The organism is bacterium (genome assembly GCA_020444325.1).
Classification (GTDB): domain Bacteria; phylum Bacteroidota; class Ignavibacteria; order SZUA-365; family SZUA-365; genus BM516.
The window spans coordinates 204650-228053 of the sequence record JAHLLD010000004.1; the positions used below are offsets into that span (position 1 = coordinate 204650).

Annotated in this window: 16 protein-coding genes; 8 read left to right on the top strand and 8 right to left on the bottom strand. The window is 53.6% G+C overall.

Annotated features, from left to right (window positions below):
• Positions 1 to 43: 43 nt before the first annotated feature.
• The 6 genes from KQI65_07635 to aqpZ all read left to right on the top strand — a co-directional run bounded on the left by KQI65_07635 (position 44) and on the right by aqpZ (position 8520).
• On the top strand, positions 44 to 853 hold the full coding sequence (locus KQI65_07635; protein MCB2204604.1) for a hypothetical protein: 810 nt from the start codon (positions 44 to 46) through the stop codon (positions 851 to 853).
• A 248-nt stretch (positions 854 to 1101) separates the two neighbouring features.
• The gene (locus KQI65_07640) at positions 1102 to 3882 is read left to right on the top strand and encodes a tetratricopeptide repeat protein (protein MCB2204605.1); all 2781 of its coding nucleotides are present in this window, start codon (positions 1102 to 1104) and stop codon (positions 3880 to 3882) included.
• A gap of 94 nt (positions 3883 to 3976) precedes the next feature.
• Positions 3977 to 4645, top strand: a complete 669-nt coding sequence (locus KQI65_07645) for a response regulator transcription factor (protein ID MCB2204606.1) — start codon at positions 3977 to 3979, stop codon at positions 4643 to 4645.
• Between the two features lie 173 nt (positions 4646 to 4818).
• Positions 4819 to 5175, top strand: a complete 357-nt coding sequence (locus KQI65_07650) for a response regulator transcription factor (protein MCB2204607.1) — start codon at positions 4819 to 4821, stop codon at positions 5173 to 5175.
• Between the two features lie 253 nt (positions 5176 to 5428).
• Complete coding sequence (locus tag KQI65_07655; protein MCB2204608.1) at positions 5429 to 7414, top strand: S8 family serine peptidase; 1986 nt, start codon at positions 5429 to 5431, stop codon at positions 7412 to 7414.
• A gap of 416 nt (positions 7415 to 7830) precedes the next feature.
• Positions 7831 to 8520 (top strand): aquaporin Z, encoded by a 690-nt coding sequence (gene aqpZ, locus KQI65_07660; protein ID MCB2204609.1) that lies wholly within the window; start codon positions 7831 to 7833, stop codon positions 8518 to 8520.
• A gap of 198 nt (positions 8521 to 8718) precedes the next feature.
• Here the strand turns inward: aqpZ and KQI65_07665 are convergent, their stop codons facing one another.
• The 4 genes from KQI65_07665 to KQI65_07680 all read right to left on the bottom strand — a co-directional run bounded on the left by KQI65_07665 (position 8719) and on the right by KQI65_07680 (position 14230).
• Complete coding sequence (locus KQI65_07665) at positions 8719 to 9438, bottom strand: hypothetical protein (GenBank protein MCB2204610.1); 720 nt, start codon at positions 9436 to 9438, stop codon at positions 8719 to 8721.
• Positions 9435 to 10511, bottom strand: a complete 1077-nt coding sequence (locus tag KQI65_07670; GenBank protein ID MCB2204611.1) for an alpha/beta hydrolase — start codon at positions 10509 to 10511, stop codon at positions 9435 to 9437. Before KQI65_07670 ends, KQI65_07665 begins: the two co-directional genes overlap by 4 nt.
• Positions 10512 to 10892: 381 nt before the next feature.
• Positions 10893 to 11447, bottom strand: a complete 555-nt coding sequence (locus tag KQI65_07675) for a pyridoxamine 5'-phosphate oxidase family protein (protein MCB2204612.1) — start codon at positions 11445 to 11447, stop codon at positions 10893 to 10895.
• A 56-nt stretch (positions 11448 to 11503) separates the two neighbouring features.
• Entirely contained in the window at positions 11504 to 14230 is a 2727-nt protein-coding gene (locus KQI65_07680; GenBank protein MCB2204613.1) for a CHAT domain-containing protein, read from the bottom strand.
• A 378-nt stretch (positions 14231 to 14608) separates the two neighbouring features.
• On the opposite strand from KQI65_07680, the gene KQI65_07685 reads away from it, so the two are divergent.
• Together KQI65_07685 and KQI65_07690 are read left to right on the top strand one after the other, a co-directional pair.
• On the top strand, positions 14609 to 15184 hold the full coding sequence (locus KQI65_07685; GenBank protein MCB2204614.1) for a DinB family protein: 576 nt from the start codon (positions 14609 to 14611) through the stop codon (positions 15182 to 15184).
• Between the two features lie 40 nt (positions 15185 to 15224).
• The gene (locus KQI65_07690; protein ID MCB2204615.1) at positions 15225 to 16943 is read left to right on the top strand and encodes a serine hydrolase; all 1719 of its coding nucleotides are present in this window, start codon (positions 15225 to 15227) and stop codon (positions 16941 to 16943) included.
• Positions 16944 to 17214: 271 nt separating this feature from the next.
• Here KQI65_07690 and KQI65_07695 read toward each other — a convergent pair whose 3' ends face one another.
• The 4 genes from KQI65_07695 to KQI65_07710 all read right to left on the bottom strand — a co-directional run bounded on the left by KQI65_07695 (position 17215) and on the right by KQI65_07710 (position 23381).
• Entirely contained in the window at positions 17215 to 18261 is a 1047-nt protein-coding gene (locus KQI65_07695; GenBank protein ID MCB2204616.1) for an IPT/TIG domain-containing protein, read from the bottom strand.
• Between the two features lie 170 nt (positions 18262 to 18431).
• Positions 18432 to 20381, bottom strand: a complete 1950-nt coding sequence (locus KQI65_07700; protein ID MCB2204617.1) for a hypothetical protein — start codon at positions 20379 to 20381, stop codon at positions 18432 to 18434.
• Between the two features lie 72 nt (positions 20382 to 20453).
• Positions 20454 to 21947: an exo-alpha-sialidase gene (locus KQI65_07705; protein ID MCB2204618.1), complete on the bottom strand. Its 1494-nt coding sequence runs from the start codon at positions 21945 to 21947 to the stop codon at positions 20454 to 20456.
• A 9-nt stretch (positions 21948 to 21956) separates the two neighbouring features.
• The gene (locus KQI65_07710) at positions 21957 to 23381 is read right to left on the bottom strand and encodes a T9SS type A sorting domain-containing protein (GenBank protein MCB2204619.1); all 1425 of its coding nucleotides are present in this window, start codon (positions 23379 to 23381) and stop codon (positions 21957 to 21959) included.
• Positions 23382 to 23404: the final 23 nt, after the last annotated feature.

The following is a 23404-nucleotide window of genomic DNA, read 5'->3' on the forward strand; positions in this document are numbered from 1 at the left end:
GACTACGCACCAATCACGACGAAAACCAGGAAGTGAGTGCATTATGAAAGTACTGATTACTAAGAGCGTTTTGACAATCGTGGCAACAGTTGGTATTGCAGTGTTCTCTACCGGCCATCCTGCAGACGCGCGTATGGATCCATCAAAAAACGCGTCAAAGATTGATTCTTTTGTGTTCCTTTCCAATGGAATGGAGAGAAAAGCAAAGATATTTCTGCCTGCTCATTATGAAGAGCAATCAGATTTACCCGCTGTTTACCTGATTGATTTTACGGAGCAGCATTTCGCCCTGGCTACTGACGAATTTGATCAGGTCATCAATGGTGTACGACAGATTGAAGGACTCGATGCGCTGGTTGTATCTCTGGATGGTATCCCTGATATCGACGCTGAACCGGGAGCATTTCGTGAGCACTATGGGATATACAGGGACATGGCATCTTTCGTTGACGGCAAGTACACCAATAATCCCTCGAGGACATTTATTGGAAAAGGCAGTGAAGCAGGCGTCGTGCTGATGGCACTATTTCAAGGCTCTGAAGAATCAGCCGTGTTTGATAATTTCATTGCGACAGATCCCTCTCCTCACTACAGTGCCGCCCTTATTCAGTTGCTTGAGTCTGGGGATATCCCAGCCTACAAAACACCGAAGAAACTTCATATTTCATTTTCAAAGAGTAATGATCGGACTCTATGCACGAATCTCATTACCCAGATTGAAAAGGCAGATTGCCCCTGGCTGCAAGTTGAATCCGTCGAGTACACAGATAGTGATTACGAGCATACGTATCCGACATCGTATGCTGCCGGGATAAGGTATCTTTTCGGCAATACCACGACCAATCCTGATTGAATCGCGCAGCGCAGATGAGGATTATTACATTACTCCTCTGAATTATTGACTATTGATACCCCACTGACTATCTTATCCCGTATCATCTCAAGTCGCGAACAAAACTCCTTTCTCCTGGCAGGTCCTGGGTCATAATACCCATCCGGAGTCATCTGACCCGTGCTCATTCAACAGCTTGACGGGCCTGCTCCCATATGGCGGCTCCAGTAATACTGTGAGCCACCATGTTCTCGATCTGAGGCGATACAATGAAGCGGATACCTCCAGCGGTGGTGAAATCAAGTCATTTCCTGCCGGTGATCTATGTTATAATTCCCATCCTGCTGACAACTATTCCCAGTCGCGCCCAGCAAGCCAAAATCGACAGCCTGCAGGGTGTCCTCAAGATGTCCCGATCCGATACCGCGAAGGTGGATGTTCTCAATGCCATCGCGTTGGAATACTATCGTCAGAAAGATTCTCAGAAATCGGTTGATTACGCGAACGAAGCCTTGAAACTCGGTATGTCGTCCGGCTACAGGAAAGGCATGCTTCTCGCACTGATCAGGATCGGCAGGATTCACATCGATCGGAAATCCTTCGCAAAGGCAATAGAGTATTATCAGAAAGCCAGCAAGATCAGCGAGGAAATTGATGATAGAATGGAGTGCGCGAAATGCCTCTTCAATATCAGCTACGCATATCTGCGACAGGACTCGTATCCTCCCGCCGTAAAGTATCTTCGTGCAAGTATGGAGATTGGGGAAGAACTGGGAGACAAAGGTTTTGTCGCCAGATGCCACCAGAATTTTGGCATCCTGCTTACGAAACAGTACTCCTACACTGAAGCATTGCGGCATTTTCAGAAATGCCTGGAGCTTGATGAGGAGCTTGGTAATAAAGCTCTGATGATGTTTTCCCTGCGGGAAATCGGCAAGATATACTGGCATCAGGGTTCCTACCAGGAAGCTCTTGCATGTCAACGGAAACGTATGAAAATAGGTGAGGAACTGGGAAATAGACGTGTGATCGCTCGATGCAAAGCGGAAATCGGGAGCGTTTACTATGCGCAAGGCGCGTATTCGGATGCGCTGAAAGAAAAGAACGAAAGCATGAAGATTTACGAAGAGCTTGGGGACAAGCGAAAGGTCGCGGTCTGTCTCATAAACATCGGAAGCATATACCAGGAGCAAGCATCCACCACCAAGGCGATGGAATGTTATCAGGGAAGCATGCGCAACTTCGAGGAAATTGGGAATGAGAGAGGTGTCGCGGCCTGTCTCAGGAGAATTGGGCTCCTCTACTCGTACAGGCATGCATATCCTGAAGCACGGGATCATATACACAGAAGCCTGAAAATTTTCGAGGAGCTTGGAGTCAAGAAGGAAATAGCATTCTGTTTCGGTGACCTGGGGCAAATATTCGTACGTCAGAGCGATCACACGGGGGAGAGCTTTTATCCAGAGGCACTGGAGAATTACCAGAAGAGTTTGAAAATTAACGAGGAGATAGGCTATACACGAGGGATCTCGTTTACGACGGGGAAAATCGGTGGGGTGCTATTACAGCTGGAACGGTATTCAGACGCCCTGTCATGCTTTAACAGAATGCTTGACCTGTCAGGTGAACTGGGTGAACGACCACGGGTCGCGATGGCCTGGAGCCATATTGGATGGTGCCTTTACAAGATGGGTCTTCCGGATTCTGCCCTTATCTACCTGCACCGCAGCCTTGATCTTGCTGAGGAACTCGACGCGGCAGATCCCATTGGAAAGTCGCTGGCACGCCTTCATACCGTGTACGCGGCTCACGGCGATTATGAGAAGGCCTACGTGTATCACCAGCGCTCGACTGCGCATATCGGCAGCGTCGAAGACGAAAAGAGCCGGAAGCAAATGAACATGCTTCTGGCCGAGCACGAGGTCGAGCAGCGGGAGAAAGAGATCGCGCTGCTGGAAAAAGACAAGCGGCTTCTGGAAAAAGATAAGAAGCTTCAGGCCGTGGAACTTGATCGCAGACAGGATGCACTGGAACGACAACGCCTCGAATCGTTGCATCGAAACCAGGAAGTCGAGCTCCTGGAACGTGAGCAGGAGGTCCGGCAGTTGGAATTCGAAAGGGCCACACTGGATCTCGCGCGGCATGAGCGTAACGTCGCGTTCCTGAAAAAGGAACGTGAACTGCATGCAAGCAAGCTCGAGCAGGAGCAGCTCATCCGTAACGGAGCGATTGCCGCGCTCATCCTGCTTCTGCTCTACGCGATGCTAGTCTACCGGCGAATTCGCGAGCGTCGACGCAGCAGCGAATTGCGTGCAGAAACGGCCGAGTACAAAGCTCGTGCAGCGGCAGCGCAATCTCTCGCCACCGCTGTTGAATCGGAACGGCGTGAGCGTCAGATGCAGCAGCAATATTCCCGCCGGCTGCTCGACGCACAGGAAATGGAACGGAAGCGCATGGCCGGGGAGTTGCACGACAGCATCGGCCAGGAAGCGCTCGTGATCAAGAACCGGATCCGGCGGGCAATGAACAGACATGATCCCGATCCCGAGCTCAGGTCGGACCTGGAGAAAACCGTCGAGACATCGACAGTTCTGCTCGAGGATATCCGCCGCATCACGCGCAATTTGCGACCCATGCAGCTCGAGCGCACCGGACTCACGGAAACATTGCGGGACCTCATGCAGCAGCTTAAAGAGAGTACGCCGCTCGCGGTTGATGCTGACATCGACGACATTGACGGCGTGTTCAGCAAAGAGCGGGAGATGGATGTCTATCGCATCGTACAGGAAGGACTGAACAACACGATCAGACATGCGGACGCAAGCGCCGTCACCGTTCGCATTCAGAAGAGCAACGGGACCGTGAGGATCCTTGTCGCCGACGACGGAAAGGGATTTGACCTTACAAACGTCACACGGGAATCCAGTGGACTGGGATTGCAGGGCATCTCCGAGCGCGTGCAGATGCTCGGAGGAACCCTGCGGTTCGAAACGGCTCCGGGAAAGGGAACAAAGATGGACGCATCCCTCCCTCGCATGACGGAACCATAGTGGATTCGAATCAGGTGGAAGGAACCGGTATGCTGATATCGCATCGGGCAGTCACAGAACGTTTCATATAATAAACACTTTCAATCGATGAAACATGCATAAACATATAAACATCATCATAGCCGACGACCATCCCGCGTTACGCGCCGGGCTGCGCGAGATCATCGAATCGGACCAGAATTTTCGCATTGCGGCAACTGCGGGCGACGGGGAGGAAGCCCTCCACGAGGTGCGATCCCGGAAACCGGATGTCCTCCTGCTGGATATCGAGATGCCGAAACTTGATGGATTGGAGGTTGCCAGGGAGTTGCACAAGGAGAACTCCACAGTGGCGATACTCGTGCTCACCATGCACCATGAGGATTCCATCTTTAACCGGGCGATGGATTTCGGTGTGGCGGGGTATCTGCTGAAAGACAGCGCCGAGGACGATATTCTCAAAGCCATCAGGACGGTGCTGGATGGACGCTGCTTTGTCAGTCCTGCACTGACCGCGCAGGCTCTGGATTTCGTACGGAGGCAGCGGTCTGTGGACGAAGAGTTTCGTGAACTCTCAAGCGTTGAATTCAGTATCCTCGTTCGAATTGCGGAATCGAGGACCTCCGGGCAGATAGCGGAAGAACTCAACATGAGTCCCCGCACTGTAGAAAAACACCGTTTGCACATCGGGCAGAAGCTCGGCCTGCGTGGCAGTTACTCGCTGCTCCGATACGCACTTGAAAACAGGGAGAAAATTCTGCATGTCGGAAACGACGTAGCGTGAGATAACGACGACATAGCCCCCGTCATCGTTTTTCAGAGTACGGTGTGAATGGCGTATACCTACTCCCAAAATAGAGTAGAACTACGCCCAAGAAGGCGCAGGACTACGCATTGCGACAGGGAATCCGCTTGATCATGTTTCAGTCAAACAATCAAACAATGGTTCTCACGCAGATGAACATCCTGATCGCGGACGATAATTCCGAGATGCGAAGCTTCATTGCCGAAGCACTCACCGAAATTTCTGCAACCGTGTACGAGGCGACAGACGGTCCTGAGGCTGTGGCATCCGCGAGATGGTGCAAACCGGATCTGATTCTCATGGACATCAGGATGCCTGGCTTCGATGGTATCGAAGCAACACGCAGGATTATGAAGGAGAATCCTGGATCGAAGGTGGTGATCGTCACGGAATGTGACAGCTGCGAATACCGCCGCAACGCGAGGGAATCCGGATGTCTTGCGTATGTGCTGAAAGACGACCTGAACGATTTGCCGGAAACGGTGACCGGACTTCTCCATCTGAACTGAACATGCGCGTACACGAAAATGTCATTCGACGCTCACCCCACTTCACTACTCGGAGGATACAATGAAACAGCCGGCGAGAACACCAACCCATAAAGCGAAAGGACTCAGTCAACATACATTTCTCAGGTACAGCGTATTAATCACTCTTCTCGTCTTTGCAGCGTGCAGCGATGATCCCGAAGAACCGATAACCCCATCAGCACCGGGGATCAGTTCTGAAACTGCTCTTTTGAATGGTGAGAGTCAGATCGACGTGACGGATCGATACATCGTCGTATTCAAAAATGTTGTCGAAAACCCGGTAGCAATTACCAACCAACTGGCAAAGGCCAATGGGGTGAATGTGCATCATCGCTATCGCTACGCCATCAAGGGATTTGCCGCTACGATCCCGGAGAAGGCACTCGAAGGAATTCGGCATAATCCGAATGTCGATTACATCGAGCCTGACGGTATCGCCACGATCAACGGCTATCAGAATAATCTTCAGAGCTGGGGCCTCGATCGCATCGATCAGACAGGCCCTCTGTACGGCATTCTCTATAACGACCTCTATATCTATCCGAATGATGGGAGCGGCGTTACCGTGTATATCATTGATTCGGGTATCCTGTTCGGCCATCAGGAATTCGGCAACCGGGCGTCTTCCGGCTATGACTTCGTTGATCGCGACAACGATGCCTCTGAATATTGTAACGGACATGGAACGCATGTCGCGGGAATTGTCGGTGGAGCAACGACTGGTGTTGCCAAGAATGTCAACCTCGTTGCGGTTCGCGTGCTAGACTGCTCGGGTTCCGGGCGATGGAGCCAGATACTTGCCGGCATCGACTGGGTGAAAAACAATCATTCCGGGCCCTCCGTCGCTAACCTGTCACTCGGAGGGGCCTACAGAAAATCGGTGAATTCCGCCGTGGAGAATTCCATTGCCGCCGGAATCGTATACTGTGTTTCCGCCGGGAACAACAATAATGATGCATGTAACTATTCTCCCGGGAGCACTGCGGCAGCCATCACCGTAGCGTCGTCGATGTCAGGTGATTACCGGGCCCCCAGTTCCAATTATGGCACATGCGTGGATATTTTCGCGCCGGGTGAATACATCTATTCAGCGACGGCGGCGTCGACGAGTTCTTACGCAAACTGGAGCGGTACATCCATGGCTTCCCCACATGTCGCCGGTGTTGCCGCACTGTACCTGAGCGCCAATTCTTCCGCGACGCCCGCCCAGACCAGCGCCGCAATTATTGCCGGTGCGACGCAAGGCGTCATGCAGGACGAGGGTGCCGGTTCACCGGATCTACTTCTCTATACCGGGTTCATTGCTCCAACCCTGAACCCGCCGTCCGCACCGACGAACATGAGTGCGACGAGTACCACACCGGGTCAGGTGGATCTATCCTGGACAGACAATGCGACGAATGAGGTTGGATATATTGTTCATCGTCGGAGACATTCCCAGCCATGGAGATACATTACAACGCTGGGCGCAAATGTGACAAGCTGGTCAAGCACGGGACTCGTGGGGGGCACTTTTTACTATTACCGTGTGCATGCCTATAATGGCGGCGGCTATTCCGACTATAGTGATCTGGACAGCGTTACAGTGGCCTATCCACAACAGACGTCTCCGCCTGCAGCGCCGTCGAATCTCCATACAGTCGTAGTAAATCCTCACTATATCAGTATCTGGTGGGACGATAATTCAGATAATGAGGACGGATTCAGGATAGAGCGATCCCTCAACGGCGGCTCCAGCTGGACGGAAATTGCGACTGCAGATGCGAACTGGACCAATTTTGGGAACTCCGGACTCACGCCTCAAACACAGTACTGGTACCGTGTGCGGGCATATAATTCGGTGGGCGCCTCGGGCTACAGCAACACTATTTCGGCGACGACGCCAGCGCCGCCACCGGGGATTGACGTCTTTGCTGTGTCCGGATCCACAACGACACAGGGGAAGAATAGCTGGTACGGCCATCTGACAGTCACCGTGTACGATGAAAACAACCAACCTGCTGACGGAGTCACCGTATCGGTATCCTGGAGCGGGGGCGCAACTGGCAGCGGAACAGCTCAGACGAACAGCAGCGGTGAATGCACAGTAAGCACCGACCGACTCGGAAAGAATGTCTCCAGCGTCATCATGAGTGTAACCGATCTCACCAAGAGTGGATATAACTACAAGCAGGGTCTTTTCTCGGCCGCGACTTCTGCGACAGTGAATCAACCTTAAGGAGTACCGTCTATTTCCTCACGCTGGGTTATTCGGACTTGCTCTGATTGAACACAGCCGGTTCACGGGATCCCAACCGGGATCCCGTGTTCTGCAGAATGGGATGCAGTATAATCAGAGCGATAAATTAGAGACAACACAATGCGTTTTTGAACCGGGAATTGCTTTCACGCGGACAATTTGATACGTTCTTGGGAATCATCGTTCAGAATACGTCTTCCATCCGCACAGCGCCGGATATCGTCGCTCTCCTGCGATTCCCGTGAGTGCTCGGTTTGAGGAGTTCTCGACAGCATGTTTGCGGTAGACCAGTCCTAGGATAATAATCGCCAACAATGCAAACGTTTGGTGCAGAGCATAGATTGAATGTCGACGCGATCCTGCACAACAAATGGAATAATCACCTGGAGGACAGTATGAGAAAATACGGAGCCGAATTTTTCGGGACATTCTGGTTAGTTCTTGGCGGTTGCGGCAGTGCTGTGCTGGCGGCTACGTTTCCGGAACTCGGAATCGGGTTTGTTGGAGTCGCACTCGCATTCGGGCTGACGGTCCTTACCATGGCCTTCGCGATTGGTCACATTTCTGGCTGCCACCTCAATCCAGCCGTGTCGGTGGGATTGTGGGCAGGCGGGCGCTTCCCGGCGAGGGAATTGTTGCCGTATATCGCTGCGCAGGTGTTAGGTGGTATTTTCGCCGGTGCTGTGCTTTACGTGATCGCCAGCGGCCAGGCGGGCTTCGATGCATCAGCAGGATTTGCGTCCAACGGCTTTGGAGAGCATTCACCCGGTGGGTACAGCATGTTTGCGGCGATAGTCACTGAAATCGTTATGACGGCGATGTTTATCCTTGTCATCCTCGGTTCAACCGATAAAAGGGCTCCACAGCAGCTTGCCCCTATCGCCATTGGCCTGTGTCTAACTCTCATCCATCTGATCAGCATCCCAGTGACGAACACTTCGGTGAATCCTGCACGCAGTACTGGAGTTGCACTATTTGCCGGGGGCTGGGCTATCGCACAACTATGGCTCTTCTGGATTGCTCCGATCGCCGGTGGCGCGCTCGGCGCATTGATCTATCGTTTCATCGGTAGTGAAAAACAATAATGAGAAGAACGGCAACCTTCTTCCGGAAAACTGAGCCAGCGATGATGTGGGTACTTCATCGACAGGAAGGTACCTGGCGCTACAGAATCGCCAGTGCGTTTATACTCCACCAGTGGCCGAGGCCGTGGAAGATGTGATTGAGCAGGCTGGTTTGCAGGGGATTGAGTCCCGGTGCCCTGTATCCGCATCCGCCGAAGTCTAGAAGCGATAGCCCAAACCAAGGTTGACATGCATGGGTGAACCGCCATATGCCTTGAACTTCTCTGTAAATGGAAGCTTGGCCTCCAGATGCAGGTCGTAGTTATCGAACAGACGAACGCCGGTTTCAAAGCCGAATTGAAACATGCCACCGGCGCCGGAATACCACCCATCCCTGGCATCCGCATAGAAGGTTGTACGGTAGAAATCAGAGTGTTCGATCTTATTCAAAAAGACCGTTTCGTACTCTGCCGTTGCAGCGAGGAACCAGCCGCCAGGGTAGTAGCCGACGGCGAGTTCATCACCTACTGCGAATTTCTTTGAATCGAAGTTACGGGTTTCCAGGCTCCCGGCGGAAAGATGCAGATCGTTGAAAACCTTGAGTGCGCCTGTGCCGTAGATTGGAACGATACCTCCAATTCTCAGTTCTGAATTGTCCACGCCGAAGCGGACCATGGAAGTATTCCATTCGGCATATGCCGTGACCGTGCGATTGATGATGCCCGCTGGGACATTCCGTTGATAGCCGAAGGCGATCATTGTTGTTGGCTCAATACCGCTGCGCAGGTAGATGCGATTGTTCTCGGAAGCATCAATGGGGATAGTCTGAGCTGATGCGTATTGCGCGGATCCTGCGATAAAGATCGCGATGAGAAAATATTTCATTCCTGAGTTATATCCTTTTATGAATTTATCGTTGGAGATGGGGATGATTTTCATCGTGCGAAAAAGCTCCGAATCTCGTCAGCAATTTCGTCAGGTTTCTCCCAGACACCGGTATGGCCAACACCAGCTATCGTTACAAACTCACTCCTTGGGTAGAATGATCGCTGCATCTCCGGGAACTGCGGGTAGCTTTTCAGTGTCAACGCTCCCACGATCAGCAGCATGTTGCCTTGAAACATATTGTCTATGTTGGAAGTGATGTCATACGAATCCGATTCGATGAAGTCTACATTATCTCCACCAACCACGGCCCCGGTCCTCCACATGGGAGTATCGGGATGTTCGTGGAACTCCGGCTGACTTCTGTTCGCACCCAGCAGCGCCTGGTAATCTGCACGTTCGTGTGCGTCTGATGTAATATGATCGTGGGAGAGCAGGTACTCATCCATCCAATCTTCACCGATTTGCGTAAACGGATTTTCGGAATTCTCCTTTAGATAATCCCAAACATCGCTGGCGAGTGGGGCCGGTTCGTACAGGACGACATCTCTCACGCGTTCGGGGTGACTGTTGATGTAGCCGGTGGCAAGCATACCTCCGTAGGACCAGCCCATCAGGTAGACCTGCGAGTCTTCGACACCGGTCTCATCAAGCTTCTCGCCGATGTAGTGACTGATCACAGCATCGAGATCGCTCACGAGCAAGTCAAAGTCGACCTCCCCCTGGTCGAAGCGGGGAGAGAGTCCCCCACCTCTCTGATCGAAAAACACGCAGTAAAATGAAGCTTTAAGCTGGCTCAGTCCGCCCGTGACCGTTCGCTCCTCAGGATAGCGGGAGGCCGGGGTATTCCCGAACTGGCTGATGAACGCGCGGTAATCACTGCCTGGTCCCCCGTGCAGAAAGACCAGGATGGGATCGTGGATGTCGCCGAAGGCCTCGGCATGCAGCGAAGTGCCATTGATGAGTATTCGGGGTAGTCTGGGGTCTTCGCTGACAGTCCTGGGCACCAGATTGCCCGCCTCGTCGGGATCAAGTAACCCGTCGCACCCAGCCAGAGCAAAAATCATTGCAGCGGTGAGCAGTGACAGGTTGATCAGCATTCGGTTGGTCGCGGTTATCCTACTCATGTGCGTTCCGTTTCGTACCACGTACGTTTCCTTTTCATTCGTTTCACGAGATGTCTGCCAAATGGATCGTCCTTTCGACAGCCACGACCGCAAGATGCAGCCGTGTTCAAGGGAATACGATATGTTTATCCGGAAGTTGCGAGGCCTTGTCGAAGTGCCAGGCAATTGATGCGGGAACCAATGCCCATGTGTGTGCGTGAAGGGGAAGCGTACTGATTGAGGGGCATGAGGCGAGTCTGCGGAGGGCGTTTAGTCCGGCATGCCTGGTCATAGCCTCATTTCGTAGCTTATGCCCCGATCCGCCGGGGGGATGATGCGCATCTTGAACGCATTTGCATCAACTGGAACGGCTGGCGGCACCAGAAGTGTGCGCCAGCATGGTCATCGTTCAGGAAAGATGATGGCCACAGGAGCCCACGTCTTCGAATCATTCAACAGGCCATGCGCCCAGCTTACGACCTCAATGCGGCGAGGTTCAATGCGTATGAGCAGATAATCGCTTCCGCGGTAATCATCCGAATAGAACGAACTCCATGACTCTTTCCAGTGCGTTGCCTTCTGCTTCTCCGCATCGACTAATGTTGCCCGCCCCAGTACTGTGACATAGGCGCCGCTCTCGGAATCGAGATAGGAGAGTGTCACCCGTGGATCCTTCCGTATCTGCTCGACTTTACGAGTGACCGCGTTCGTCCCGATCCAGACGGCAAAGCTGCTATCTGGTGGAAAGGGATCGACCATGCGCGCTTGTGGTGTGCCATCGCTGTCAAGCGTGACGAGGGTGCAGAAGTGCGCGTTGTTCATGATTTCCCGTGCGGAGCTGATAACCTCCGACCTGTCGTGCGAGGATGCCAAATCCCCCTGCGCATGAACCAGGACCGATGCGAGCAGCCACCCCATAAAGCCGACGGAGAATACCAGTTTTCTCGAAGCTATCATACTTTTCCTCACCAATAATTGTGTATGTCGTTCCAGGAATAATAGCACCGAGGCACTCATCGGACGAGAACGAAGGCGCCCCAGATGCTGGGCGTATCCCACCGTTTCCGAATCTGCTGCTGTGCCGAGCGGTACGCGGCGTTCACATCCCCGGATTCGAGATACCGTGCGTAAAACGCCGTCATGAGCACGGTTGTCGCCTCATCGCTGACCGGCCAGAGGCTCATCAGCACTGCCTGCGCTCCGGCAACGAGCATGGCACGCTGCAGGCCGTAAACACCTTCTCCGATGCGCACCGTGCCGAGTCCGGTATTGCATGCCGACAGCACAACAAGTCTTGTTGACTGCAAATCCAGATGCATGGCCTCGTATGCGGTCAGGATCCCGTCGGAGCCAGAGGATGCCGAAAGCTGCGGCGTGGATGCCGTGGTGGCGCCCGCCAGCAACAGTCCGCTGCGCAGCAGGGGAAAGCGCTGCACATCGTCATCGGAATAGCCGCCGGGAATGATGCTGGCGACATTGGAACCGCGAAGGTTGCCATCGATAAAATATCCGTGTGTCGCAAGATGCAGGATGCCCGGGTGAGCCGTCTTCAGAAGCGTGTCTTCCGATGCATCGCGTCCAAGCAGTTCACGACAGTGGTAGCCATGCGCGCGTAGCAGCATTGTGATCGCTTGAACCTCATCCTTCGTTCCCGGCAGCGGTGGAATCGTGCCACCATTCCCGTACGCGGGATAGCCGAGGAGCAACGCGTTTTTTTCGCTCCCTCTATTACTCTGCTGCGATGCGATATCCGCGGTAGAGGTGACGAGGCGGATGTCGAGTGAATCGAGAAGGAAGCCACCTCCCGGATGGGGAAACGTCAACGGATTGATGAGATTGTACACGCCGTCACCTGAAAGATAGACCCTGTCAATTCCCTTCAATGCTTGGTCCATGGGTGCCCAGAAACGCTGGTATAACACGACGTCCCGTTCGTCCTTGCGCATGCAGCTCCGGTAGTAGGAGAGCAGATAATCCTCCAGCTTCTCTGCATCGGGGATATGCACCAGCTTGGGAGCGTCCCTGCAGTCCGGAGTACAGATCAGTGCAGCATATGCCACCTCTTCCGTCCACGACGTATCATACACCTCATAACGCAGAATCTCGATTGCTGCCTCTCCGGGGCGCAGACGGTCGCGAATCCGGGTCCAGTCCGGTCGATCCTGTCCGTAGACATCCTTGAATTCTTCCGAGGCCAGACAGAGCGCCCGTTCTGCCCTGTTGCATGCCTGCAGAATGGAATCGATGTCGAGGCCAAGCTGTTCACGCGCACGCTGTCGCAGGCGAAGCAGTCCTACGGTCCGCAGCTTCATCTGCTCCCAGCGGTGGAACGAAGCAATCAGCGCTGTATCGGAAGAAGCAAGAATGCGTTCCCGCACGCGCCGTGTGTTTCGAAAAAGGATACCCTTGATCGCCAGCTGCAGGTCATACATGTCCGCTGCGATACCGGGCCGTGTCGCGATCCGGCGTACTGCAAATGCGTTGAAGCTGTTCAGATTGTGCCGGAGCCTCGCGGCGTAGTCCGTCTTTTCCTTTTCGCTGAGCGCCGGAAAATTCATCTCAAGAAACTCCAGCAGAGTGCGGACCATGCGGAGATGCAGCGGTTCTGCGTCCTCGAGGCGATTCAGGGCCGTGTACAGCATCGCGAGGTTGCCGAGATAGGTCACGAAATCCGGGTTCTTATCGCCGAGGATCTCTCTCCGAATGTTCATTGCCTCAATATACAGGCGCTCCGCCTCGGTCGTGTTTCCCATGCGCCAATTCCACGAACCGAGATTATTCAGATCATTCGCGTAGGAGGGATGCCTTGGTCCAAGCAATGCCTGATCAATGTCGCGGCCTCTGGTGAACAGAGGCTCCGCGTCACGGTAGCGCCCGGCTTCCATATACAGCATGGCGAGGTTGTTCATTACCGTTGCTGCGCTCTTCGAGCTGTCCGTTCCCTGTATTCGATGAAGATCCAGCGCATGCATATAATAGCGCTCCGCATCTTTCCAGCGACCAGTTTTCTTGTACAGGTGGGCAAGATTGTTCACGAGAACAATATTACGACTGGAGTCGCTGGTCGCCGTGACACTGTCGGCACGGAGAGCCTCCAGATAGCGGCCTTCCGCCTCCTCGTAGCGCCCCATGCTCATGTACAGACCGGCGAGATTGTTCAGGGCCAGGATATACGGTGGTTCCGTCGTGCCGAACAGGGGACCGCTGCGGCGCATGACCTCCAGCAGGGTGATTTCAGCTTCCCCGTATTTACCGTTTTTATACTGCAGCATCCCCAGGTTTCCGAGCCATGTAAGCGTATTCTCTCCCCCCTCGCCTTCACTCACGCGAAGTTCATGGAGCAGCTGCGGGATAAGTGATTCCGCCTCCACGTAGCGTCCCATGGTATAAAGCAGATTCCCCTCGTCCATCAATACGCCGCCGCGTTCCGGATGGCCGGCGGGAAACAACCTGGTCCGCAAATTGATACAACGCTTATAATCTGCAAGAGCCTCGTCTCGTCGCCCCATATCCTCCGCACACCAGCCGCGCAGCTGCAGCGTGACGGCGCGCAGGGAGTCCGCCTCCGGGGAATCGGTTAGAAGCTCCTGAAGCACTTCTGATAGCAGGCGCGATGCTTCCGCGGGATGTCCGCTCTGATAGGCTGCACGTGCCGTATCAAGCATGTCCGCCGGAACCTGCGCTACGCACGGCATGGCTGCGAGGAGGAACAGCACCATTCGCTGAAGGAAAAGCTTCATCGCGTGCTACCAGAATTACGGATGGATGGGTATGGAACTTCCCCCCAACATACCATGTCCGCGCCGCAGTGTCAACCACGACCGGGCCCATCTCGCAGCTTGCTTCCGAATCGTTGTTCAAGCCTCACCTACTGGCATCGGACGGAGACAGCATGGCCCGGAGATCGGCGAGATCCTGCACGGCGTGCAACGATTGATATTATTGCGCACCATGAATAAGAGACAGGAAACGAAACAAGCTGTCTCAATGGTAACGGGCAATTGGCCGCCGCTGCTGTCGACAATTTGTTACGAGCTTTCTTACGGCATCGATCCTGACATGAGAGAATCTCACGACATTTCCGGATACATCGGGTACAGGTACTCTAGAGGAAACCCATGGTGGATTTAAATTCTCGTGTTTGTCGGGTCTTGAAAACCTGTATTTTCGATATGAACATCAGAAGGAGTCAAACCTTGGAATCGATTGACCTCATACGTGATAATCTGCTGAGAAGCGAAAGGATTACGCTTGCACGTATCGATGACATGCGAGCACACGGAATGGTTCCGTCAACCCAAACAGGCGGTTGTCACACACTGTGGATACTCGGCCACCTCGCCTTCATTGAAACACTTGTGATCCGCACGTATATGCTGGGTGAAGCGAATCCGCTGACGGCATGGGAAACGATCTTTGATGGCAGCAGCATTTCACAATCCAGCGATGATTTCCCGGTTTTCGAAACAGTCCTTCATCAGTGCAGAGCTGCCCGAGCTGCGACGAATTCCCTGCTTGCCTCGCTTGCCGAAGAAAATTTGGATACGGTGAGTGCTGCCTGTCCACCTGGTGCTGAAGAGTTGTTCGGTACCTGGCGGCTGTGCTTCCAGTATGCTGCAGATCACTGGCTCATGCATCGTGGGCAGCTTGCCGATGCCCGCCATATGGCCGGGATCACACGCATGTGGTATTGAATCCTCAACGACTGTACCTGTCTGGAAGGAGCATCTCAGCATGAAATCCAATTCAAACCTTCGCTCCATTGCACTTCGGCGGCTTGTCCTCCTGTGCATCGTGATGTGCTGTGTCATACCGCCGGCATCGGCGCAGTTCAGCCGGCTCGATCCGTCATCTGCAGCGAATGTGGATGCCTGGGTGGAGGCCGGCATGCGGGGCAAGGGAATCGTGGGATGCTCGGTTGGCCTGATGCGCGGAGGGGAGATCGCCTGGCTGAAGGGTTATGGACTGCGGGACCGCGAGAACGGCATTCCTGCGACGGAACATACCATCTACCGCACGGGCAGTATCGCCAAGACTTTCACAGCCATCCTCGCCATGCAGCTCTGGGAGCAGGGCAGGCTCGATCTGCAGGAGGACGTGCGCGCCTACGTGCCGGAGTACCCGGAGAAACCGCAGGGAACGATCACTCCCTACCGCCTGCTTTGCCACCGCAGTGGCATCCGCCACTATGAAGAATACGACACCGCTTCCGCGGTGAATTACGAACGCGATCACCTTTTCTATGACCCCATCGCCGCGCTCGACGTTTTCAAAAACGGATCCCTGTTGTTTACACCCGGGACGGCGTTTTCCTACACCACCTTCGGCTACAATCTCCTGGGAGCGGTGATCGAACGGGCAGGGGAACAGCCATTTGAAAAGCAGCTGCGTGCGCGCATCAACACCGTCCTTGACCTTCCCTACGTTCAGGCGGAGTACCAGCGACTGCGTCCTTATCCCGAAGAGACGAAGGGATACCACAGCGAGGGTGGGGTCATTGTTGAGACGCCGGAAGACATCGGCATTCTCTTCAAGGTGCCGGGAGGCGGACTGGTCTGCACGGCGGTGGACCTCACGCTTCTGATACAGGGCCTTGCCCGGTACAGATTGCTTGCAGACTCTGCGACACAGAAGTGGATGTCCATCGACCACTCAGGGGGACACGGGTTCGGACTCGGCATCATGGTCGGATTGCACAACGGAAGAACATACGTTTATCATCTCGGCGGACAGCAGCGCACCTCCACCATCTGGCTTTACGATCCGGAAACGCTCAATGGTGTCGTGATCACTTCGAACACTTTCGTCGGACTCGAGTCGTTTGCACTCAATCTGCTGGACGTCATAAAAGAGTCGCAGCTGCAGGGAGCTCCTTATGAACACATCCCGCATACATTGGAAGCGCCTCGTCCACTTTTTCCCCCGGACGATGCTGTTGTCGATAATGGGGACATCACCCTTCGATGGACATCAGTGCCCCACGCATTCTCCTATATCTGCGAGCATGCGACGGACAGTGCCTTCGCCGATGCCCGCCGCGATACCGTGCATTCCACCACGATTACCCTGTCGGATTTGAACAACGGGGAGGAGATTCACTGGCGCGTCCGCGCCAGGAATGATTTTCTGTATGGGGGTACCGTCGGTCCCTTCAGCGCGGTATCAACATTCAAAACCGCCTCCACCAGTGATATTGCAGCGATGCAGATGCCTGGGGACATAACGATATACCCCAACCCCGCGAATGAAACCGTATCCATTTCCGCAGCTGGCAGGCATCGCATAACGGCGGTGTACGTGCATTCCCTGTCAGGCCGTTTGCTCTCATGGTGGAGCATCGATTCACAGCACAGTATCTCGCTTCCTCTGGGTGATATCGGGTTTGGAAATTTTCTCCTCTCGATACGCACCAACGACGGCCGCTCGCACTCGCATCTACTGCTGCGAAGGTGATGTAACAGAAAAGCCCCTCATCTGAGGGGCTTTGTTTTGCGGGGCTTCATAGCCTCATTCAGCTACTTGTGTTGTTGTCCGACGTTCGATGCGATTTTAATGTTCAACGAGTTGTAGCAGCTGCGAAAATTACTCGCAGCACGAAAGTCATTATCGGTAGATACCTCATTCCGGGTGGCGTAATGTCGACTGCGTGAGAACGATCCCCGACTTCTCGAGGATCGCTCTTACCTTACCAGATTGGTTTGTGTACTCGACCTCCGTTTCCAGATTAGGAATCTTTGATCACGCGGACAGAGAAGAAATTGGTTTTCTTTCCGTAGGTCCTGAGGATGCGGGCTTCATCCTTGTATAGTAACCTGAGCCACGCCTGTGTCAGATCTGTTTCATGGACCGTCGATGACCAGTACGCCGCGTACAGACCGAATGGCGTATTGTCATAGAACACAAAGCCGATAAAATTGCCTAGATACGACAGATATCCCCCGGGCAGCGCGGTGAAGCCGGAGCTGTTGGTGGCTCCTTCGTTCGGCACACTCCACGAGCTGTTGCCGACCTCCCTGAGCTTGCCGCCTTCATCCGTACCGAAATACCCGACAGCATTATACGGTGAGCTGGCGCCCAGATTATCGGCGAGTACCGACCATTCATAATCGGAAGGGATATGATATCCGGACGGAGCCAGTCCCTTCGAATCCATAACCGCATACCAATTGTAGAGCTTGCCGTAACGCTTACCCATGTTTTCATCGAAATTGTACCAGCACCACGCGGGTGTTTTGGCGCCGTCGTCTACCCAGGCTTCATACTCTTCCCAGCTGTTGATCTGCGGGATTGTCGTCTGTGCTGCGTCACTGAAGTGATCGACGTTCAGGTTCGTCCCGTACCAGGTCTGGGTGCCGATAGTGACGTCGCCCGGCCACAGGATCTCGAACGGGACCCCTTCGCTGGTGACGTCATTGACTGTTACCGTAAGCTCACCGTCAGGATCGATGGAGCCGGAGGGCACCGTCACGTGGATCTCTGTCTTGCTCCACAGCGAGTATACGCGTGCCTTGACGCCGCAGATTCTGACGTAGTTCGTTGCGTACTTGTACCGGGGACCGAAATCTACTCCGGTGATAACAATCTCTGCGCCGATGATTGCCGATGACGCGCTTATGGTTGTGATCTCCGGTCCGTTGGTCGTGGTCGTTGGTTTTTTCTGCATTGATGCATTGTCTGCCGCTGTCGGGTTCATCGTGTCGTCCTGTTCGTTGCAGCCGATGAGTATAAGCATCAGAACAAGTGCCATGACAATGCGCATAATCGAATTCATCTGTTGTACCTCCACCTTGGTAGAATATTGTGCCGCGTCATCGCGGCGGGATTGCGTTTGCTATGTCTACAAAAAGCGGAATCCCTTTCTCATACGCATCGGTAGAGGTACTGATTTTTCCTTACGATTTTGGAAACATCTTGCAGTAGATAGGAAGGGGACTTGACTTATTACTTAAGCAGAAACATCATCCTGCTCTGCGTCTGTCCTCCCGCCTCGAGGGTGTACGCATAACAGCCTGAGGGAAGTCCAACGGCCTCCCATGTGAACTCTGAAGTACCTGCGGACCTGTGCTCATCAATTAGGGTTTCCACGCGGCGACTGAACATGTCGGTGACGTACAGGAGTACATGCCCAGCATGTGGAAAAGTGAAACGAATGGTGGTTGAAGGGTTAAAGGGATTCGGATAGTTCTGTTCCAGCTTGATGTTCTTCACCATAGGCGGGTGTTCGACGGTGACCGGGACGCCAGCGATCTCGAGAGCTTTCTCCAACACCGGATCGCGTCCGGCGATGATGTCATCCCGCGTAGGTATGACGATGGAATCAGGGATGATGCCGATACGTTGCGTACTTCCGCCAGCTGGCCATTCTACACCAAGTGAAGTGAAGCCGGCTGCGATATCCTGTGTCAGCATCCAATAGGAAACGTTTCCGTCCGCACCGGCTGTCTGGCTGCCGACGATCACAGTATTTGGCATGGCTCGCAATATCATACAGGTCCACTCGGCATGGCTTTGTGTGGATGAGTTGCAGAGAATGATGACTTTACCTTTGTATGCCAGTTGGTTCCGGTCCCTGCCGAACTCCGACATCACACCAATGTATGTTCCGGGAAACGTCACATCCGGAACCATGTACCAGACACACTGGCGCTCGTTAGGGAACATCAATTCCGCGAGATCTGTGGCGGTGTCCTGTGGATAATTGCGCACATCGAAGATGATGGCAGGTTGACTACGAAGCTCTTTGTACATGGGCCAAACACCATCCCTGGTGAGATTACCCATGTGAACGTATCCGACACTGCCGCCAAGAATTTTCCATGTAGCCCTGGCGAGAGAGTCACAGGGATAATAACTGTTGTGCCAGGAGGAATTCATCGCGTGCTTGCGCAATCCTGTGTAAGTATAGTCACTGCCATCCCTTTTTCTCAACGTCAACTCGATCGGTGTGTAATATTCCCCTCTGAGCACGTTCCGGCAAAAATCCCTGCGGAAGACTGCGGGATTTCCGTATGACATGACAGTGCGCCATCGTGTCTCTGCATCCCCGATAGATTCACCATCCACACCGGTGAGGAGATCACCTGCAGAAATTTCAGGGACATCCGACATGACGACGGTATACCCGTCCACGGTCCAACCCAGAACGATATTCAGACCATAAATCTTGAACTTCTCTTTCGTCCATGTGGTGTGACCTTCCACATGTGCATCGTTGAGCCCAGCAGCAAAGTGCTGATAGCTGAGGTAGAATGCCTCCGGATCGTTGGCTTCAGCAACATCCAGGATGTTCCGGTGCAAAGTGCTGTCCCATGGTACGTCGAGGATGCCCACATTGGGATTGAACCATGACAGGATATTCCAGTAGGTGAACATGCAGAGCAGTCTGCCGCCTTCATCAGGGACAGTGTCCTGCAGTGCGATATCAAGGTTTGGATTGTCACCTGGAAATACGAGCCACCCTCCACTGCCGGTATTATCCCGAACATGACATATCTCGTGAGGTCGGAAGTTGTCGAGAACTTCCTGCAAAGATTCCCGTAGGTCGCGGCGCAGCACTGGATCCTGTAACCAGCGAAAATCCCTGTTCACCCTCAGCTCTTCAGGCACATACGGAATTTGCCCCGCCGCTGGTTCCATCCGGCCCGCCGCTTCAAGCATTGTAATAAGGACATCATTGAATGCTTCGAAGCTCTCGGCCATTTTTACCGCGGGGAGAGTATTGAGCAGTGTTGCATCCCAGTCCACCTTGCACGTGGATACTTCGGAATGATTATATTTCAGCAACCCCCAAACCTTGCAGGTGTAATACAGCCTGTCCTGATAGCTGACGGACTGCGCCTGCAGGGACGCCGCCATCAGTAACGCCGTGATGATCACTGTAACGTATTTCATCATTCCTCCTTACTATTCAATCTCAGCTGCGCCACGTGATTTTGCGTCGGCGTTGTTCTGTCAATCCATTGTTCATTGTTCCAGGACTGTCACGATCCTGCTGAGCACAGCATCAGCTGTCTGCATTCGGCAGAGATAGCTTCCTGCGGACAGCTGCGAGCCATTGATCCGCAGGGTGTAGGTACCCTGGTCTCGCGTTTCATCAAGCAGAGTAAGTAATTCGCGTCCCAGTATGTCATGCAGACTGATGCGAACGCGTGACATGATAGGTACGCTGAATTGTACATTGCTCCATTCTGTGAAGGGATTTGGAAAATTTTGGTCGAGTGCAAATGAAAGCAACCCGGTTGACTCTTCTACAACATGGGTTCTGGTCGCATTGCCTGTGGGATCCCACTTGTGTCGGATTTCCTTATAATCATCTTCCCAGAGGAGATGCAGGGCCTCATCAGCTACTGCCAGGTGAGGAAACCGGGATCTCGTCGGTGAAGAAACAATTGCTTCTGCCTGTCCCCATGACAGTCCAGCGTCCTCGGAGCGGCAGTAGTAAATATCCCCAGCATCATTTCGCAAATCCACCCATGCTAAATGTAATCGCTCTCCAGAAATCGCTAAAGTTGGAAGCAGACAATCGTACGGGGTCACCATGATCGGCGTGTCCTCTCCCCAATGCGCTCCTCCATCCCGTGAAGACACGTAATGAATATCCCAGGCGCCGGTACGCTTGTCGTGCCAGACAACATGTACATCATCTCCCGAGGCAGTGATACCACATCCGGTCGACCACCCGGGATCATTTGAGAGATCAACGCTCTCTTCCCATGTGATGCCTCCATCTGACGATCTCCGGTACACGATATCCCAATTGCCCAGATACTCGGGGCCGTAGTTGAAGGACCAGCAAGTATGAATCACCGGACCGACGACCGCAATTGCGACATTTATAAGATTGGACCCAGCTGCTAACGTCACACTCTCCATCCAGTGCCTACCTTCGTCGGTGGACCGGATATATTTGATGTAGGAGAGATCACGAAGAGTTTCGGTGTAGACAACATGCACATTCTTTCCGTCAGTGGCGATTGATGGGGAAGAACACTCGCTGCTATCAGGTGTGATGCAGCGGTCCTCTGCCCAGCTTGCACCGTTGTCGGTTGAGGTTCGCAGATACACCTGCTCACTCCCGTTTCGCTGGTCCGACCAAATTACATGCACCGTGGTCTCATGCGCCGCACAGCTGCCATGCGAGCTGAAGTGGCTCGTATTGGGTTCGGCAAGATGCACGACATCCTCCCAGGTACTCCCCCCATCGGTAGAGCGCCGATACGCTGGGCGCCATTTCCCGTTTTTCTTGTCCATCCAGATCGTGTGGACCAGATTACCCTGCGCGACAACGTTTTTGACATTGGTGTAGCCGGTGCGGGCACTGTCAGCGGTTGTGAATAGAGTGCTTTCCGCCTGCCACTGTGCCGTTGCTATAGTGATCTTGCAGAGCAATACGGGTAAGAAAAGGATCAGAATTTGTTGAACAAATCTACGATTGCAGCCAAGCATCGATGTTGTCATGGCGTCCTCCTAGTGCTGCGTGACAGTAAGAAGACGACTTGCGCTTTCTCCGTTCGCCACGATGCGGCAGAGATAGCTGCCTGTGGGGAACTGCGATCCGTCGACCTGAATGCTATGTGTACCGGGGGCTCGCGCATCATCAAGCAGGGTGCGCCGTTCCCGTCCCAGCATGTCATACAGAGTGATGCGTACGTGTGCCATGACAGGGAGGTGATACTGCATGGTCGAGTGTGCTCTGAAGGGATTCGGGTAATTCTGGTCGAGGGCGAGATCGACCTGATAGTCGGTGCTACCCATCGTATGAGTACCGGTTTCATTCCCGGTAGGATTGCTCGCATAGTGAATCTCTTTGTGATTATCCGTCCAGAGAAGGTGTAGTGCGCTGCCGGATACGGCGAGGAAAGGGTAGCGGGATCTTCGCTCGGAGGAGATGATGTGTTCTTCGGGTCCCCATGTCCGCCCCGCGTCATCAGAGCGACAGTAGTAGATATCTCCCGGGTCATTCCGGGTGTCGATCCAGGCGAGATGTACTGTTTCAGCTGATACAGCCAGCGTCGGGAAATAACAGTTGTGCGGCGTTACCATTATTGGTCCCTCTTCTCCCCAATGCGCGCCCCCATCCAGGGAATGCACATAATGTATATCGAAGACTCCTGTACGATAATCATGCCAGGCAACATGCACGTCTTCTCCCGATGCGACAACCGTGCACCCATTCTGCACCCCCGGGTCTTCGGTGAGCCGTACCTTATTCTCCCATGTCTCGCCGTCATCAGTTGATCTACGATAGATGATTTCAGAATTACCATAATTGTGATCATACCAGCACGTATGAATAACCGGCTCCACGACGGCCATCGCGACAACTTCCATGAAACCCGCCTCAGCAAAGGTCGTGCCCTCCGTCCAGTGTTCACCTCCGTCTGTGGAGCGAATGTACCTTGCTTGAGAGGCATAGGACAGCTTTTCCTTGTAGATGACATGAATACTCGAAGCACCACAGGTGATTCCCGGGGAAGTGCAGTTGAGTCCAGCTGGCGTGATGCATCTGTCCGCTTTCCAGCTTTCACCTGCGTCTGTCGATCTGCGCAGGTAAATCTTTGAATTCCCGCTCCGCTCGTCCGACCACACGACATAGACCGCGCTCTGCTGCACTGCCAGGCTGACGTGATATTGTGGACACCGCGTATTCGGATCGGCAAGATGCACGACGTTCTCCCAGGTGTTTCCCCCATCAGTCGATCGCCGATACGAGGGGCGCCATTTCCCGTTTTCCGAGTCCATCCATACGGTATGGACAAGCTGTCCTTCAACAGCAATATTTCTGTTGTGCGTGTAGCCTGTTTTGGCGCTGTCCGTAGCAGTGAATAGTAGGCTTTCATCCTGCCATTGTGCAGACAGTTGGTGATGGGTTGCACTCAGAAATAGCAACACCAGTAGACACCAAGCTGATCTCC

Bases quoted from the DNA above. Each gene is read 5' to 3' on its own strand.
- KQI65_07635 (MCB2204604.1), top strand. From the start codon at position 44: ATGAAAGTACTGATTACTAAGAGCGTTTTGACAATCGTGGCAACAGTT.
- KQI65_07640 (MCB2204605.1), top strand. From the start codon at position 1,102: ATGAAGCGGATACCTCCAGCGGTGGTGAAATCAAGTCATTTCCTGCCG.
- KQI65_07645 (MCB2204606.1), top strand. From the start codon at position 3,977: ATGCATAAACATATAAACATCATCATAGCCGACGACCATCCCGCGTTA.
- KQI65_07650 (MCB2204607.1), top strand. From the start codon at position 4,819: ATGAACATCCTGATCGCGGACGATAATTCCGAGATGCGAAGCTTCATT.
- aqpZ (MCB2204609.1), top strand. From the start codon at position 7,831: ATGAGAAAATACGGAGCCGAATTTTTCGGGACATTCTGGTTAGTTCTT.
- KQI65_07665 (MCB2204610.1), bottom strand. From the start codon at position 9,438: ATGAAAATCATCCCCATCTCCAACGATAAATTCATAAAAGGATATAAC.
- KQI65_07670 (MCB2204611.1), bottom strand. From the start codon at position 10,511: ATGAGTAGGATAACCGCGACCAACCGAATGCTGATCAACCTGTCACTG.
- KQI65_07675 (MCB2204612.1), bottom strand. From the start codon at position 11,447: ATGATAGCTTCGAGAAAACTGGTATTCTCCGTCGGCTTTATGGGGTGG.
- KQI65_07680 (MCB2204613.1), bottom strand. From the start codon at position 14,230: ATGAAGCTTTTCCTTCAGCGAATGGTGCTGTTCCTCCTCGCAGCCATG.
- KQI65_07685 (MCB2204614.1), top strand. From the start codon at position 14,609: ATGGTGGATTTAAATTCTCGTGTTTGTCGGGTCTTGAAAACCTGTATT.
- KQI65_07690 (MCB2204615.1), top strand. From the start codon at position 15,225: ATGAAATCCAATTCAAACCTTCGCTCCATTGCACTTCGGCGGCTTGTC.
- KQI65_07695 (MCB2204616.1), bottom strand. From the start codon at position 18,261: ATGAATTCGATTATGCGCATTGTCATGGCACTTGTTCTGATGCTTATA.
- KQI65_07700 (MCB2204617.1), bottom strand. From the start codon at position 20,381: ATGAAATACGTTACAGTGATCATCACGGCGTTACTGATGGCGGCGTCC.
- KQI65_07705 (MCB2204618.1), bottom strand. From the start codon at position 21,947: ATGACAACATCGATGCTTGGCTGCAATCGTAGATTTGTTCAACAAATT.